The sequence below is a fragment of the Devosia sp. CN2-171 genome, from assembly GCF_049354815.1.
In the GTDB taxonomy this organism is placed as follows: Bacteria; Pseudomonadota; Alphaproteobacteria; order Rhizobiales; family Devosiaceae; genus Devosia_A.
The window spans coordinates 4,571,198-4,586,039 of the sequence record NZ_CP186479.1; the positions used below are offsets into that span (position 1 = coordinate 4,571,198).

General features: G+C 64.8%; 11 protein-coding genes. All 11 read left to right on the forward strand.

All coding sequences use genetic code 11. From position 1 onward, the window contains the following. Nucleotides 1-192: 192 nt before the first annotated feature. The 11 genes from uraH to ACOYW5_RS22605 all read left to right on the forward strand — a co-directional run bounded on the left by uraH (nt 193) and on the right by ACOYW5_RS22605 (nt 14,825). Entirely contained in the window at nt 193-549 is a 357-nt protein-coding gene (uraH, locus tag ACOYW5_RS22555) for a hydroxyisourate hydrolase (protein ID WP_423067119.1), read from the forward strand. Further along, nucleotides 549-2,012, forward strand: coding sequence for a xanthine dehydrogenase small subunit (gene xdhA / locus ACOYW5_RS22560; RefSeq protein WP_423067120.1), 1,464 nt, complete (start codon nt 549-551; stop codon nt 2,010-2,012). Before uraH ends, xdhA begins: the two co-directional genes overlap by 1 nt. Further along, on the forward strand, nt 2,012-4,339 hold the full coding sequence (gene xdhB, locus ACOYW5_RS22565) for a xanthine dehydrogenase molybdopterin binding subunit (protein ID WP_423067121.1): 2,328 nt from the start codon (nt 2,012-2,014) through the stop codon (nt 4,337-4,339). Before xdhA ends, xdhB begins: the two co-directional genes overlap by 1 nt. Nucleotides 4,340-4,347: 8 nt before the next feature. Next, nucleotides 4,348-5,208 (forward strand): xanthine dehydrogenase accessory protein XdhC, encoded by an 861-nt coding sequence (xdhC, locus tag ACOYW5_RS22570; RefSeq protein ID WP_423069535.1) that lies wholly within the window; start codon nt 4,348-4,350, stop codon nt 5,206-5,208. Then, nucleotides 5,195-6,766 carry an ABC transporter ATP-binding protein gene (locus ACOYW5_RS22575; RefSeq protein ID WP_423067122.1) on the forward strand — a complete coding sequence of 524 codons (1,572 nt, stop codon included), beginning with the start codon at nt 5,195-5,197 and terminating at the stop codon, nt 6,764-6,766. Before xdhC ends, ACOYW5_RS22575 begins: the two co-directional genes overlap by 14 nt. Further along, the gene (locus ACOYW5_RS22580) at nt 6,756-7,850 is read left to right on the forward strand and encodes an ABC transporter permease (protein WP_423067123.1); all 1,095 of its coding nucleotides are present in this window, start codon (nt 6,756-6,758) and stop codon (nt 7,848-7,850) included. The genes ACOYW5_RS22575 and ACOYW5_RS22580 overlap by 11 nt, the downstream gene beginning before the upstream one ends. 2 nt (nt 7,851-7,852) lie before the next feature. After that, nucleotides 7,853-8,815, forward strand: coding sequence for an ABC transporter permease (locus ACOYW5_RS22585; RefSeq protein WP_423067124.1), 963 nt, complete (start codon nt 7,853-7,855; stop codon nt 8,813-8,815). A gap of 29 nt (nt 8,816-8,844) precedes the next feature. Next, complete coding sequence (locus ACOYW5_RS22590) at nt 8,845-9,927, forward strand: BMP family ABC transporter substrate-binding protein (protein ID WP_423067125.1); 1,083 nt, start codon at nt 8,845-8,847, stop codon at nt 9,925-9,927. Between the two features lie 205 nt (nt 9,928-10,132). Next, nucleotides 10,133-11,353, forward strand: coding sequence for a urate hydroxylase PuuD (locus tag ACOYW5_RS22595; RefSeq protein ID WP_423067126.1), 1,221 nt, complete (start codon nt 10,133-10,135; stop codon nt 11,351-11,353). Next, the gene (gene guaD, locus ACOYW5_RS22600; RefSeq protein ID WP_423067127.1) at nt 11,350-12,657 is read left to right on the forward strand and encodes a guanine deaminase; all 1,308 of its coding nucleotides are present in this window, start codon (nt 11,350-11,352) and stop codon (nt 12,655-12,657) included. Before ACOYW5_RS22595 ends, guaD begins: the two co-directional genes overlap by 4 nt. A gap of 11 nt (nt 12,658-12,668) precedes the next feature. Continuing rightward, the gene (locus ACOYW5_RS22605; RefSeq protein WP_423067128.1) at nt 12,669-14,825 is read left to right on the forward strand and encodes a malate synthase G; all 2,157 of its coding nucleotides are present in this window, start codon (nt 12,669-12,671) and stop codon (nt 14,823-14,825) included. The last annotated feature ends 17 nt before the right edge of the window (nt 14,826-14,842 follow it).

A 14,842-nucleotide genomic window follows, 5' to 3' on the forward strand; every position in this document is an offset into this window, starting at 1 on the left:
TCGTTCCGCGAAATATCACAGGCGTGGGCGCCGCGATGCAACCCCGCGAAAAGTGGACCAGTTGGTAAAAAACCGTGGCGTACCCCCTTGGAACGGAGACGGAATTGCTCAATAGTCAGGCAATCAGAACGTAGTGCCTCAACGGCAAGCGGCGGCCGTGAGGGTGCCCGCGAACCGGGCAAAGGATAGAAAATGGCGGGTCCCGCACGCCTGACGACGCACGTACTCGACACGACACATGGCAGGCCGGCAGCCGGAATGCGGCTCGACCTGGCCATGGTACATGGCGACCACACGCACCATATATGGAGCGGACACACCAATGCCGACGGGCGGGTCGACCAGCCGTTGCTCGAAGGCGACCGATTCCACCTGGGCAGCTACGAGCTGATCTTCCATGTGGGGCAGTATTTCGAGCGGATCGGTGTGGAGCTGGAGACCCCGTTTCTCGACACGGTGCCGGTCCGGTTCGTCATGAGCGAGGCGGCGCATTATCATGTGCCGCTACTCGTCTCGCCGTACGGATACTCGACCTACCGGGGAAGCTGATGACCGAAATCCGGAGCCAGCTACGCTTCATCCTCAACGACCAGGACGTCGTGCTGGACGAGATTTCGGCTACCCGTACGCTGCTTGACTATCTGCGCCTCGACCGGCGCATGACCGGCTCCAAGGAAGGCTGCGCCGAGGGCGATTGCGGCGCGTGCAGCGTCCTCGTCGGGCGCCTGCGCGGGGGCGAACTCAAGTATGAAGCCATCAATGGCTGCATCACTTTCGTCGGCAGCCTCGATGCCAAGCATGTGGTGACCGTGGAGCATCTCAGCGCCGCCAATGGCCCGTTGCACCCGGTGCAGCAGGCGATGGTCGATCACCACGGCAGCCAGTGCGGCTTCTGCACGCCAGGCATCGTGATGTCGCTCTACGGCATATGGATGGAGAACGCCGACCCATCGGTGAACGACATCGAAGTGGCGCTGCAGGGCAATCTCTGCCGCTGCACCGGATACTCGCCGATAATCAAGGCCGGCCGCTCGATCTCGGCTTATGGCACGGTGGTCGCCGATCCGCTGGTGGTAGAGCGCCAGACGATCAAGGCGCGGCTCCAGGCGCTCAAGGACGGCAAGCGAGTCGAACTCGGGCAGGGCAAGGACCGGGTTATCATCCCGGCTTCCGCCGACGACCTTGCCGAAGTCTATGAGGCCAACCCGACCGGGACGCTGGTTGCTGGCGCCACCGATGTCGGCCTCTGGGTCACCAAGTTCATGCGCGACATCGGGCCGATGATCTACATCGCCGATGTGCCGGACCTTCACGGCATCGCCGAGATCGATGGCGCACTTCGGATCGGCGCGGCTGTGACCTATACCGAGGCGCAGGCGGCCATCACGTCGAGCTTCCCGCAACTGGCGGAGTTCTGGAGCCGAATCGGTGGCCAGCAGGTGCGCAATGCCGGCACGATCGGCGCCAATATCGCTAACGGTTCGCCGATCGGCGACACGCCGCCGCCGCTGATGGCGCTGGGCGCCTCGATCGTCCTCCGCAAGGGCGACGCCCGCCGCGAAGTGAAGCTCGAGGATTTCTTCATCGCCTATGGCAAGCAGGATCGACAGCCGGGCGAGTTCGTCGAGAGCGTGATCATCCCCACATTGCCCGACGGCGAGCAGTTCGCGGCCTACAAGATTTCGAAGCGCAAGGACGAGGATATCTCCTCGGTCTGCGCCTCGTTCCGGGTGAAGGTCGAGGTCGGCAAGGTCGCTTCTGTCATCGTCGCCTATGGTGGCATGGCGGCGACGCCGAAGCGGGCCAAGGCCGTCGAGGCGGCGCTGGTCGGCAAGCCGTGGACGTCTGCGACCGTGGAGGCGGCACTTGCGGCCTATGCCGAGGATTATCAGCCGCTCACCGACATGCGCGCTTCGGCCGAGTACCGCATGCTGGCGGCGCAGAACCTGCTCCGTCGCTTCTTCCTAGAAACCGCCGGGAATGCCGAGCGGCTGACGCGGGAGGTGGCATGATGAACAAGCAATCCCCGATCACCGCTTCCCCGCTGCACGTTTCCACACCGCATGACTCAGCCATCAAGCAGGTGGCTGGCCGTGCTGACTATATTGACGACCTCGTCGAGCCCGAGGGTACGCTGCACGCCTATCTCGGTCTCTCGACCAAGCCGCATGCCGACATCGCCTCGATGGACCTGGAAGCAGTGCGCAAGGCGCCGGGCGTAATTGGCGTCCTAACCGCCGAAGATGTGCCGGCCGAGAACGACATCAGTTCCGTCCACAAGCATGACGAGCCGGTGTTCGCGACGACCCGCGTCGTCACCTGGGGCCAGCCGCTGTTCGCGGTGATTGGCAAGACGCGTGAGGCAGCACGGCGGGCCGCGAAGCTGGCCGGGATCGAGTATCGCGATCTGCCGTTCTTCACCGATGTCGACGGCGCCGTTGCAGCCGGCGGCAAGGTGGTGACCGAGCCGCTGAAGCTCGAGCGCGGCGACGCCGATGCCGGGCTGGCGGCCTCCCAGAGGCGGGTTAAGGGCCGCGTCCGCATTGGCGGGCAGGAGCACTTCTACCTCGAAAGCCAGGCCGCATTGGCCGTGCCGGGCGAGGATGACGAAATCACCATCCACTGCTCGACCCAGCACCCGACCGAAATCCAGGTGATGGTCGCCCAGGTGATGGGCATTCCGCATGCCGCGGTCACGGTGAACATGCGCCGCATGGGTGGCGGGTTCGGCGGCAAGGAAACGCAGGGCAACCTTTTCGCAGTCGTCGCAGCGATCGCCGCCAAGAAGTTCAACCGGGCTGTGAAGATCCGGCCGGACCGCGACGACGATTTCCAGATCACCGGCAAGCGCCACGATTTTGTCGTCGACTACGATGTCGGCTTCAACGACGACGGCAAAATCCAGGCGGTGACCGCCACGTTCGCCGCGCGCTCCGGCTATTCGGCCGATCTCTCCGGCCCGGTTACCGACCGCGCTCTGTTCCACGCCGACAATGCCTATTGGTATCCGGCCGTCCGCTTGAACTCCCTGCCGCTGTTCACCAATACCGTATCCAACACCGCCTTCCGCGGTTTCGGCGGTCCGCAGGGGATCATCGGGGCGGAGCGCTGGATCGAGGACATCGCCTATGCGCTGGGCAAGGATCCGCTCGAGATCCGCAAAGCGAATTTCTACGGCACCAACAGCAACAACATTACGCCCTACCACCAGGAGGTGGAGGACAACGTCATCCACCGCGTGATCGAGGACCTCGAGGAAAGCTCGGACTACCAGGCGCGGCGCAAGGCGACCCTCGAGTACAACCGGACCAGCAAGGTGCTGAAGAAGGGCATCGCCATGGTGCCGGTGAAGTTCGGCATTTCCTTCACGGCGACCTGGCACAACCAGGCCGGCGCGCTGGTCCATGTCTATCGCGATGGCTCGATCCATCTGAGCCACGGCGGCACCGAGATGGGGCAGGGGCTGCACATCAAGGTGATGCAGGTCGTAGCCGACGCTTTCGGCGTGCCGGTCGAGCGGGTGCAGATCACCGCCAGCAATACGGGCAAGGTGCCGAACACGTCCGCCACCGCCGCCTCGTCGGGCACCGATCTCAACGGGATGGCGGCGCTCGATGCGGCCAACCAGATCAAGGCGCGGATGACGGCGCATGCCGCCTTCATCTACGAGGTCGAGCCCCAGGAGGTGCAGTGGGAGTTCGGCGGGATTCGCGCCGGGCAGCAGTTCGTGCCGTTCGATGAACTGGCGACCTCGTGCTGGATGAACCGCGTCTCGCTGTCGGCGGCCGGCTTCTACAAGACGCCCAAGATTCACTGGGACCGCACCACCGGTCGCGGACATCCGTTTTACTATTTCGCCTATGGTGCTGCGGCGTCGGAGGTGACGATCGACACGCTCACCGGCGAGTACCAGATCGACCGGTCCGACGTGCTCGAAGATGTCGGCCGCTCGCTCAATCCGGCGATCGATATCGGCCAGGTCGAGGGCGGCTTCATCCAGGGCGTCGGCTGGCTCACCACCGAGGAGCTGTGGTGGGACCAGAAGGGGCAGCTACGCACCCACGCGCCCTCCACCTACAAGATCCCGCTGGCGTCCGACGTGCCGCGCATCTTCAACGTGAAGCTCGCCGAGTGGAGCACCAACAAGGAGCCGGCGATCGGGCGGAGCAAGGCCGTCGGCGAGCCACCGCTGGTGCTGGGATATTCGGTGGTCGAAGCACTTTCGATGGCCGTGGCCTCGGTGGCCGAGTACAAGATTGCGCCCCAGCTCGACATGCCGGCGACGCCCGAGCGGGTGCTGCTGGCGGTCGAGCGCATGCGGAAAGGCGCCAAAGCGTGAGCATCTCCATCCGGGAGATCGAAGCTTTTCTCGCCGTCCAGCCGGACGCCATCGTTGCTGAGCTCACTGCCGTCCGTGGTTCCTCGCCCCGTGCGGCGGGCACGTTCATGCTGATCACCGCGCACAACATCATCGGCACCATCGGGGGCGGGGCGCTCGAGTACATGGTTATTGACCGGGCGCGGCAAGTGCTGCGGAACGGTGAGCATCAGGACGATCTCGATATCCCGCTCGGCCCGGAAATCGGCCAGTGCTGTGGCGGCAGGGTGGACGTAGCGCTGCGGCGCGCGACGCCGGAGCTGCTCGAAACGCTGACGTCGAGGCTGACCGCCGAGGAGGCCTCGCTGCCTCACGTGTTCCTGTTCGGCTCGGGCCATGTTGGACACGCATTGGCGCGTGCGCTCTCCCCGCTGCCTGCGCATGTGCACGTCGTCGATACGCGGCCGGACGAGCTTGTCGACTTGCCCGACAATGTCGAGGCGCATGCCGTGCCGATGCCCGAGGCGGTGGTGCGTTCGGCGCCCGAGGGCAGCGCCTACGTCATCCTCACGCATGACCACGCGCTCGACTTCCTCATCGGCGCCGAAGCCCTGCAGCGGCTCGATGCGCCGTATGTCGGCATGGTCGGCTCGAAAACGAAGCGCGCGCGGTTTCGCAGCTGGTATCTGTCGGAGGGCTACCCCGCCGATCGGCTGGAAAAACTGGTGCTGCCGATCGGCGGCAAGGCCTTCCCAGATGGGCTGGGGGACAAGCGGCCGGAGGTGATCGCGGCGCTGGCGGCGGCCGAGATTTTGGTCCACATTGGCTCTCGGGAAGCTTCTATCGCGCGGCCGGTCACGACGCAGTCGGGAGCCGTTGTTGGACACTAGCCTCACGCCACGCCTCGAACTCACCGGCATCACCAAGCGCTTTCCCGGCGTGCTCGCCAACGACAATGTCGGCTTTGCCGTGCTGCCGGGAGAAATCCACGCCCTGCTCGGCGAGAACGGGGCTGGCAAGTCCACCCTCGTCAAGATGATCTACGGGATCATGCAGCCGGACGCCGGGGAAATCCGCTGGAACGGGCAGCCGGTGGCGGTGCCGAACCCCAAATTCGCGCGAAAACTCGGCATCGGCATGGTGTTCCAGCACTTCAGCCTGTTCGAGGCGATGACCGTGCTCGAGAATATCGCGCTGGGCATGGACGCCAAGATCCCGGCGCGCGATCTCGAAGCCAAGATCCGGCAGGTGATGGACCAGTATGGCCTGCACCTCGAGCCGCACCGCACCGTCTCGACGCTGTCGGTCGGCGAGCGCCAGCGCATCGAGATCGTGCGGGCGCTGCTGCTCAACCCGACGTTGCTGATCATGGATGAGCCGACCTCGGTGCTCACCCCGCAGGAGGTCGAGCAGTTGTTCGTGGTGCTGCGGAAGCTCGCCGCCGAGGGCTGCTCGATCCTCTACATCTCGCACAAGCTGCACGAGATCAAAGCGCTGTGCGATACGGCGACGATCCTGCGCGGCGGCAAGCTCGTCGACACCTGCGACCCCAAGGTCGAGACCTCGCGCTCGATGGCTGAGAAGATGATCGGTGCGGGGCTGAAGGACGTGAAGAAGCCGGCCGGCCGGACGCTCGGCAAGGAGCGGCTGGTGGTCAATCGGCTGTCACTGCCCGGGGCCGGGCCGTTCGGCATACCCTTGCGCGACGTGACCTTCACAGTGCGGGCGGGCGAGATCTTCGGTATCGCCGGCGTGGCCGGTAACGGCCAGAACGCGCTGCTGCTGGCGCTCTCGGGCGAGGAGCTTACGGGCGATCGCGAGGCGATCAGCATCGACGGTACGGCGGTCGGCGGGCTGCCGGCCAAGCAGCGGCGGCTCAAGGGGCTCGCCAGCGTGCCGGAAGAGCGGAACGGCCATGCGGCCGTGCCCGAGTTCACGCTCTCGGACAACACCATCCTCACCGCCCGCGACCGGCTCGGCATGGTCTCGGCGGGAATGATCAAGTCCTCGACGGCGAGGACCTATGCCGGCGAGGTGATCACCGCCTTTGCGGTCAAGGCACAGGGACCCGGCTCGATGGCCGGATCGCTGTCGGGCGGGAACCTGCAGAAGTACATCATGGGCCGCGAAATCCTGCAGAAGCCGAGCGTGCTGGTGGTCAGCCAGCCGACCTGGGGTGTCGACGCGGGCGCGGCTGCTGCCATCCACCAGGCCATCGTCGATCTAGCGGTAGCGGGTTCGGCTGTGGTGGTGATCAGCCAGGACCTCGATGAGCTGCTTTCGCTCTGCGACACGCTGGCGGTGATCAACGGCGGCAGGCTGTCTAGGCCGATGCAGGTGGAAGGCGCGGACATTCACGAGATCGGCCTCCTGATGGGCGGCATTCACGGTGAACACGCGGCGCCCGTTGCAACTGAAGCGGCAGGGGAGCCCGTGCATGCGCTTTAAGCTCGAAAAGCGCGCGGAGCCGAGCAGGCTCATGCTGGTCATTACCCCCATCGCCTCGGTGCTGCTCACCATGGCGATCGGCGTCGTGGTGTTCGACCTGCTTGGCATCGACGGCTTCCGCGCCGTCGTCGATATTTTCATCTCGCCGATCCTGCTCAGCTACAAGTGGCAGGACGTGGCGACCAAGGCCGCGCCGCTGATCATCATTGCGCTCGGCCTCTCCATCGGCAACCGGGCGAATGTCTGGAATATCGGCGCCGAGGGCCAGTACATCATCGGCGCCCTCTGTGCGGCCGGCATCGGCATCGCCGCCGGCACGGCAGGCGGGCCGTTGGTCATCGTCACCATGCTGCTCGCCGGCATGGTCGGCGGCACAACATGGTCGGCTATTCCCGCCGGCCTCAAGACGCGGTTCGGCGTCAACGAAATCCTCTCGAGCCTGATGCTGACCTATGTCGCGGTGCAGGTGTTGGGCTATCTCGTGGGCAGTCCGTGGAAGGACCCGAACGGGCGCAATTTCCCGGCCACAGCGCCGCTACAGCCCGACCAGACGCTGCCCATCCTCATTCCCGGCACGACCGTGCACCTGGGCATCGCCATCGCGCTGGTGCTGCCGTTCGTCTTCTGGCTGGTCATGTCCCGCTCGGTGTTCGGCTACCAGGTCCGCGTGGTCGGCTCGGCGCCGAATGCGGCGCGGCACGGTGGTTTCGACAACAACCAGACGGTGTGGTTGTCCATGCTGATCGGTGGCTGCATGGCCGGCCTCGCGGGGGCGCTCGAGTTCGCCGGCGCCCTCAAGGCCATCAACCTGGGCTTTCCCTCCGGCTACGGTTTCACCGCGATCATCGTCGCCTTCCTTGGTCGGCTGCATCCGATCGGTGTGCTGATCGCCGGCATCGTGCTCGCCATCACCTATGTCGGCGGGCAGGTGGCGCAGACAACTGTCAAGATTCCGAACGCCACGGCCGGCATCTTCCAGGCGCTGATGCTGTTCTTCATCCTCGCCAGCGACGTGCTGGTGCGCAACCGCATCCGCATCGTGCGGCCGGCCAAGGCCGTACCCGTGCCGGCTCCGGGAGAGTGACGATGAACTGGGATTTCGTCATTCTCGCCATTATCACCATCGTGGGCATCTCCACGCCGATCCTCCTAGCCGGGCTCGGCGAGCTGGTGGTCGAGAAATCGGGCGTCCTCAACCTCGGCGTCGAGGGCATGATGCTGGTGGGCGCCATTGCCGGCTTTGCCGGGACCGTGTTCGCCTCGATGAACGGCTTCGGGCCGCTGGCGCCGTGGATCGGTGTCGTGGCGGCAGCGGTGTGCGGCGCCCTGTCCGGCCTGTTATTCGGCTTCTTCGTTCTCACCCTGCGCTCCAACCAGGTTGCGACCGGCTTGGCGCTGACCATTTTCGGCACGGGCCTCAGCTCGCTCATCGGCCTCAGCTTCGTCGGGCGGATCGTGCCGCCCTTCGGCTCGATTTTCCCGCCGGACCTCGCTCGCGATCCGGTGCTTAAGGTGTTCTTCGGCTACTCGCCGATCGTCTACCTGGCCCTGCTCATGGTGGTGCTCGTCGCATGGTTCCTCAAGTCGACGCGCGCGGGCCTCATCCTCCGAGCCGTTGGAGAGAACGACCTGTCGGCGCATTCGATCGGCTATTCGGTGATAGGCGTGCGCTACGCCGCCATTGCCTTTGGCGGCGCCATGGCTGGCATCGGCGGCGCCTATTTCTCGCTAGTCATTACCCCGATGTGGGCCGAGCGCATGACGGCCGGGCGCGGCTGGATTGCGCTGGCGCTCGTGGTGTTCGCCAGCTGGAAAGCACCTCGCCTGCTTGTGGGCGCCTACTTCTTCGGCGTCCTGATGTGGCTCGAGCTCAACGCCAAGGCCGGTGGACTGTCGTTCATCCCGGGCGCCCAGGCCATTCCGTCGCAGTTCTGGGCCGCCATGCCCTACATCATGACCGTTGTGGTCCTCACACTGATCTCGATGCGGGATCGGGTGGGCCTCAACGCGCCTGCTTGCCTCGGCAAGCCCTTCCTTCCCGCAACCTAGAAACGCCAACAACGTAACAGGAGACGTTCATGTCGATTCTCAACCGCCGCACACTGATCAAGACAGGCGCCGCAGCCGCCGCGCTGCCGCTCATCGGCTCCAGGGCTTTCGCCCAGGAAAAGATCAAGGTCGGTTTCGTTTTCCTCGGCCCGATCGGCGACTACGGCTGGACCTGGGCCCACAACAAGGGCCGCGAGGCCGTCGACGCCGCGCTCGGCGACAAGGTCGAGACGGTCTACGTCGAGAACGTCGCCGAAGACGCCTCGGCCATCCCGGTGATGCGCGACCTGGCCCAGCAGGGCTGCAAGCTCATCTTCACCACGTCCTACGGCTACATGGACCAGACCCTCGAAGTCGCCAAGGAGTTCCCGGACGTCAAGTTCGAGCACTGCACCGGCTTCAAGCGCGCCGACAATGTCGCCACCTACAACTCGCGCTTCCATGAAGGCCGCGCCGTGCTCGGCACCATCGCGGGCAAGTTGAGCAAGTCGGGTGTCCTCGGTTACCTCGGCTCGTACAAGGTGCCCGAAGTGGTGCTCGGCGTGAACTCGTTCATCCTCGCAGCGCAGAAGCAGAACCCGGCCGCGACGCTGAAGCTCGTCTTCATCGACTCCTGGTTCGATCCGCCGAAGGAAGCGGCTGCTACCGAGACGCTGCTCAATCTCGGCGCCGATATCGTCACCACCCACACCGATAGCCCCGCGGCACTGCAGATTCTCGAGCAGCGCGGCCTCTTCGGCTTCGGCCAGGGCGCAGACATGTCGAGCTTCGGCCCGACGGCTCACCTGACCGCCATCGAAGACATCTGGGGTCCGTACTACGTCAAGCGGACGCAGGCGATCCTCGACGGCACCTGGGCATCGGAAGACTACTGGGGCGGCTTCGTCGACGGCACGGTGGTGATCTCGCCCTACAATGCGAGCCTGCCCGCCGACGTCGTCGCCCTCGCCGACGGGGTGAAGGCCGGCTACATGGACGGCAGTTTCGATATCTTCAAGGGCCCGATCTACGACACCGAGGGGACGCTCCGCATTGCCGACGGCGTCGTTCCGCCGCTCAGCGAACTCGCGGTGATGGACTGGTTCGCCAAGGGCGTCGAAAGCGCCTCGTAAGCACGGTATTGAACGCGGAGGGGCGGGCGCGAGTCCGCCTCTTCATTTGTTCTTTGGGGGCTTAGCCAACCACCAGCGTCATTCCCGTGAACGCGGGAACCTAGTGGGATTGTCCCGCAAGCGCTTGGGTGCATGGCTGGCTCCGCACTGGGTTCCCGCGTTCGCAGGAATGACGCCGGTGGATTTGGGTAGCTGGGGCAGCTGAATGACCGATTTCGCAATTTTCTGGGAGTGGCTCAGCTTCGCGGTGCGCTGGACGCACGTGATCACGGCCATCGCCTGGATCGGTTCGAGCTTCTATTTCATCGCGCTCGACCTCGGCCTCAGGAAGACCCCGAGCCTGCCCCCGCTGGCGCATGGCGAGGAGTGGCAGGTGCATGGCGGCGGCTTCTACCACATCCAGAAATACCTCGTGGCGCCGGATTTCCTCCCCGAGCACCTGACCTGGTTCAAGTGGGAAGCCTATTTCACCTGGCTTTCGGGCTTCATGCTGCTGGTCGTCGTCTACTATTTCGGCGCCGACCTGTTCCTCGTCGATCGGCATGTGCTGGATATCCCGAGCTGGGGCGCGATCCTCATTTCGCTGGGGTCGATCGTGTTCGGCTGGCTGGTCTACGATGCGCTGTGCAAATCGCCGATCGGCAACTCCACTACGGGGCTGATGGTGGTGCTGTTCGGCGTGCTCGTGGCGATGAGCTGGGCCTATACGCAGGTGTTCACCGGCCGGGCCGCGATGCTGCATATGGGGGCGTTCACCGCGACGATCATGGCGGCGAACGTTGCCGGCATTATCATCCCCAACCAGAAGATCGTCGTCGCCGATCTGAAGGCCGGCCGCGTGCCGGACGCGAAGTATGGCAAGATCGCCAAGCAGCGCTCATTGCACAACAACTACCTGACGCTGCCCGTCATTTTCTTCATGCTTTCAAGCCACTACCCGCTGGCTTTCGCCACGCAGTGGAACTGGGTGATCGCCTCGCTGATCTTCCTCTGCGGCGTGCTGATCCGGCATTATTTCAACACCCGCCACGCCCGGAAGGGCAATCCGCACTGGACCTGGGCGCTGACCGTGGTGATCTTCATCCTGATCGCGTGGCTGTCGACCGGCCCGAAGCTGCCGACCGGGGCGGAGAGCATCCCCTCGCCACAGGCGACCCTCCTTATGCAGAGCCCGCATTTCGAGGCAGCGAGCAACGCGGTGATCGGACGCTGCTCGATGTGCCATACGGCCGAACCGGTGTGGGAGGGGGTCTCCGAAGCACCCAAGAATGTCATCCTCGACAACCCCATTTCCATCGCCAATCACGCCGAGCAGGTGGCGATCCAGGCGGGCTACTCGCACGCGATGCCGCCGGGTAATGTCACCGACATGACCGACGAAGAGCGCGCCATGATCGTCGCCTGGTTCCGCGAGAGCGGCACGTGAGCATGAAAATTCTGCGCGGGCGGGTGCTGACCTTCCTCGAGGAGCCGCAGGGCCGCGAGGATCACGCCAGCTACCGCTATATCGACGACGGCGCGGTTGTCATCCGCGACGGCAAGATCGTCATGGTCGGCGAGTGGAACGAGCGCGCCGTGTCGCACCAGGAGGCGGGCGAGATCATCGACCACCGGCCGCATCTGATCATGGCCGGGTTCATCGACCCGCACATCCACTTCCCACAGATGCAGGTGATCGGCGCCTATGCCGGTGCGCTGCTCGAGTGGCTCAACACCTACACCTTCGTCGAAGAGCAGCGTTTCGGTGATAAGGCGCATGCCACACGCATCGCCTCGCGCTTCTTCGACGAGCTGATCCGGCACGGCACCACGACCGCCGCTGCCTATTGCTCGGTGCATCCGCAATCGGTCGATGCGTTTTTCTCGGAGGCCGAGAAGCGCAAGATGCTGATGGTCGGCGGCAAGGTGATGATGGATCGCAACGCCCCGCCGGGCCTCTGCGACACGCCGCAATCGGGCTACGACGACACCAAGGCCGGTATCGCAAAGTGGCACGGCAAGGGCAGGGCGCACTACGCCATCACCCCACGCTTCGCCATCACCTCGACGCACGAGCAAATGGCGATGGCGGAGGCGCTGGCGCGGGAGTTCCCTGATCTCCACATCCAGACCCATGTCAGCGAGAACCTCGCCGAGATCGCCTTCGCCAACGAGCTCTTTCCGAACTATGGCGACTATGTCGGCATTTACGAGAAGTACCACCTGCTCGGGCCCAGGACGCTGCTTGGGCATGCGATCCATCTGAGCCATCGCGAGACCGAGGTGCTAGCAGACACCCGCTCGGTCGCGGTGTTCTGCCCGACCTCGAACCTCTTCATCGGCTCGGGCCTGTTCGACTACGAGAGGCAGCACAAGCACGGCGTGCGCATCGCTACCGCCACGGATGTTGGCGGCGGCAGCTCGTATTCGATGCTGCGCACCATGGACGAGGGCTACAAGGTGATGCAGCTGCGCGGCCAGCGCCTGACGCCGTTCCGCTCGTTCTATCACCTGACCCTCGGCAACGCCCGGGCGATGAGCCTCGATGACCGGATCGGCACGCTCGAGGCGGGCAAGGAAGCCGACATCGTCATCCTAAACTCCGGGGCGACGCCGCAGATGAAACTGCGTATGGAGACCGTCGACTCGCTGGAGCAGGAGCTCTTCCTGCTACAGACCTGCGGCGACGATCGCGCGATCGTCGAGACCTATGTGATGGGCGAACCGATGAAGTCGGCGCTCGCTGCCTGAAGGAACTGCTAATGGGTTACGTGGAAAAGGCCGGCCTCAAGGTCGACTCCCTGCTGGTCGATTTCGCGGAGAAGGAAGCCATTCCCGGGACCGGGGTTGCACCCGACCAGTTTTGGCAGGGCCTTGCCGGTCTTGTCCGCGACTTCGCGCCGAAGAACCGCGAATTCCTCGCCATCCGAGACCGCATCCAGACTCAAATTGATGACTGGCACAAGGCCAACGGCCCCGTTGCTGCCAATCCGGCCAAGTACCAGGCCTTCCTGCGCGAGATCGGTTACCTCGTGCCGGAACCCGCCGACTTTACCATCGAAACCGAGGGGCTCGATCCCGAGATCAGCTCGATCTGCGGCCCACAGCTCGTGGTCCCGGTCTCCAATGCCCGCTATGCTCTGAACGCTGCGAACGCGCGCTGGGGCAGCCTCTACGATGCGCTCTACGGTACCGATGCGATCGCGCGCGACGGCGAGCTGGCGCCGGGCAAGGGGCTCAACCCAGCCCGGGCCGCGGCGGTCGTTGCACGTGCCGCGCAATTCCTCGATGACTCGCTGCCGCTTGCATCGGGCAGCCATGTCGATGTCACCGGCTACCATGTGATCAAGGAAGGTGACCGGCGCGTCTTTGTGGCCAATACGGCCGCGGGACGCGTGGGGCTCAAGGACCCGTCGGCTTTCGCCGGGTATGGCGGCACGCAGGAGCGCGGCGAACTCGTGCTCCGCCACAATGGCCTGCATGTTATCCTGATCATCGATCCGGCGAGCCCGATCGGCGCGACCCACAAAGCCGGGCTCTCGGACGTGATCGTCGAGTCCGCCCTCACGACCATTCAGGATTGCGAGGATTCCGTCGCGGCCGTAGACGCCGAGGACAAGGTCGGGGTCTATCGCAACTGGCTCGGTCTGATGAACGGTACGCTCGAGGACACGTTCGAGAAGGGCGGCAAGCCGGTCACCCGCAAGCTGAACGCCGACCGGCAGTACAAGGACGCCAACGGTCGGCCGCTGACCCTCAAGGGGCGGGCACTGCTGCTCGTCCGCAATGTCGGCCACCTCATGACCACCAAGGCCATCCTCGATTCGTCCGGGCAGCCGATCGGCGAGGGGCTGATGGACGCGGCGGTCACGGCCCTCTGCGCCATGAGCGACAAGGTGAACTCGACCACCGGCGCCATCTACGTGGTGAAGCCCAAGATGCACGGGCCCGACGAGGTGCAGTTCGCCTGCGATATCTTCGGCGCCGTCGAGAAGGTGCTCGGCCTGAAGCCCGAGACGATCAAGATCGGCATCATGGACGAGGAACGCCGCACCTCGGCGAACCTCAAGGCGGCGATCCATGCGGCGCGGCGCCGGGTGTTCTTCATCAACACCGGCTTCCTCGATCGCACCGGTGACGAAATCCACACCTCGATGCTGGCCGGCCCTGTCCTCCGCAAGGATGACGTGAAGGCCGAGAAGTGGATCCAGTCCTATGAGGACCGGAACGTGCTGATCGGCCTCGCTGCCGGCTTCTCGGGCAAGGCGCAGATCGGCAAGGGCATGTGGGCGCGACCGGACGACATGGCGGCGATGCTCGCGAGCAAGGCCGCGCATCCCAATGCCGGCGCCAACACGGCATGGGTTCCGTCGCCGACCGCGGCGACGCTCCATGCGTTGCACTATCACCAGATCAACGTGTTCGAGGCACAGAAGCGCCGGCACAACCAGGCGACGCCGGGGCTGGGCGAGTTGTTCTCGATGCCGGTGCTCGATGCGAGCACTCTCGACCGTGCGGCGGTGCTGCGCGAGCTCGACAACAATGCGCAGGGCATCCTTGGCTACGTGGTGCGCTGGGTCGACCAGGGCGTTGGCTGTTCCAAGGTGCCGGACATCAACAATGTCGGGCTGATGGAGGACCGCGCCACTTGCCGCATCTCTTCGCAGGCCGTGGCGAACTGGCTGAAGCACGGGCTGGTCAACGAAGTCGAGGTGCGCGCCTCGTTCGAGAAGATGGCAGTGGTGGTGGATGGGCAGAATGCCGACGATCCGCTGTACCAGCCGATGGCCGGGCACTTCGATAGCTCGATCGCCTATCAGGCGGCACTGGACCTGGCGCTCGAGGGCGCCACGCAGCCGTCAGGCTATACCGAGCCGATCCTCCATGCCGCGCGCGAACAAGTGAAGGCAGTTCGCTGACGCGGGCGCAGCCAAAC

Bases quoted from the DNA above. Each gene is read 5' to 3' on its own strand.
- uraH (WP_423067119.1), top strand. From the start codon at position 193: ATGGCGGGTCCCGCACGCCTGACGACGCACGTACTCGACACGACACAT.
- xdhA (WP_423067120.1), top strand. From the start codon at position 549: ATGACCGAAATCCGGAGCCAGCTACGCTTCATCCTCAACGACCAGGAC.
- xdhB (WP_423067121.1), top strand. From the start codon at position 2,012: ATGAACAAGCAATCCCCGATCACCGCTTCCCCGCTGCACGTTTCCACA.
- ACOYW5_RS22580 (WP_423067123.1), top strand. From the start codon at position 6,756: ATGCGCTTTAAGCTCGAAAAGCGCGCGGAGCCGAGCAGGCTCATGCTG.
- ACOYW5_RS22585 (WP_423067124.1), top strand. From the start codon at position 7,853: ATGAACTGGGATTTCGTCATTCTCGCCATTATCACCATCGTGGGCATC.
- ACOYW5_RS22590 (WP_423067125.1), top strand. From the start codon at position 8,845: ATGTCGATTCTCAACCGCCGCACACTGATCAAGACAGGCGCCGCAGCC.
- ACOYW5_RS22595 (WP_423067126.1), top strand. From the start codon at position 10,133: ATGACCGATTTCGCAATTTTCTGGGAGTGGCTCAGCTTCGCGGTGCGC.
- ACOYW5_RS22605 (WP_423067128.1), top strand. From the start codon at position 12,669: ATGGGTTACGTGGAAAAGGCCGGCCTCAAGGTCGACTCCCTGCTGGTC.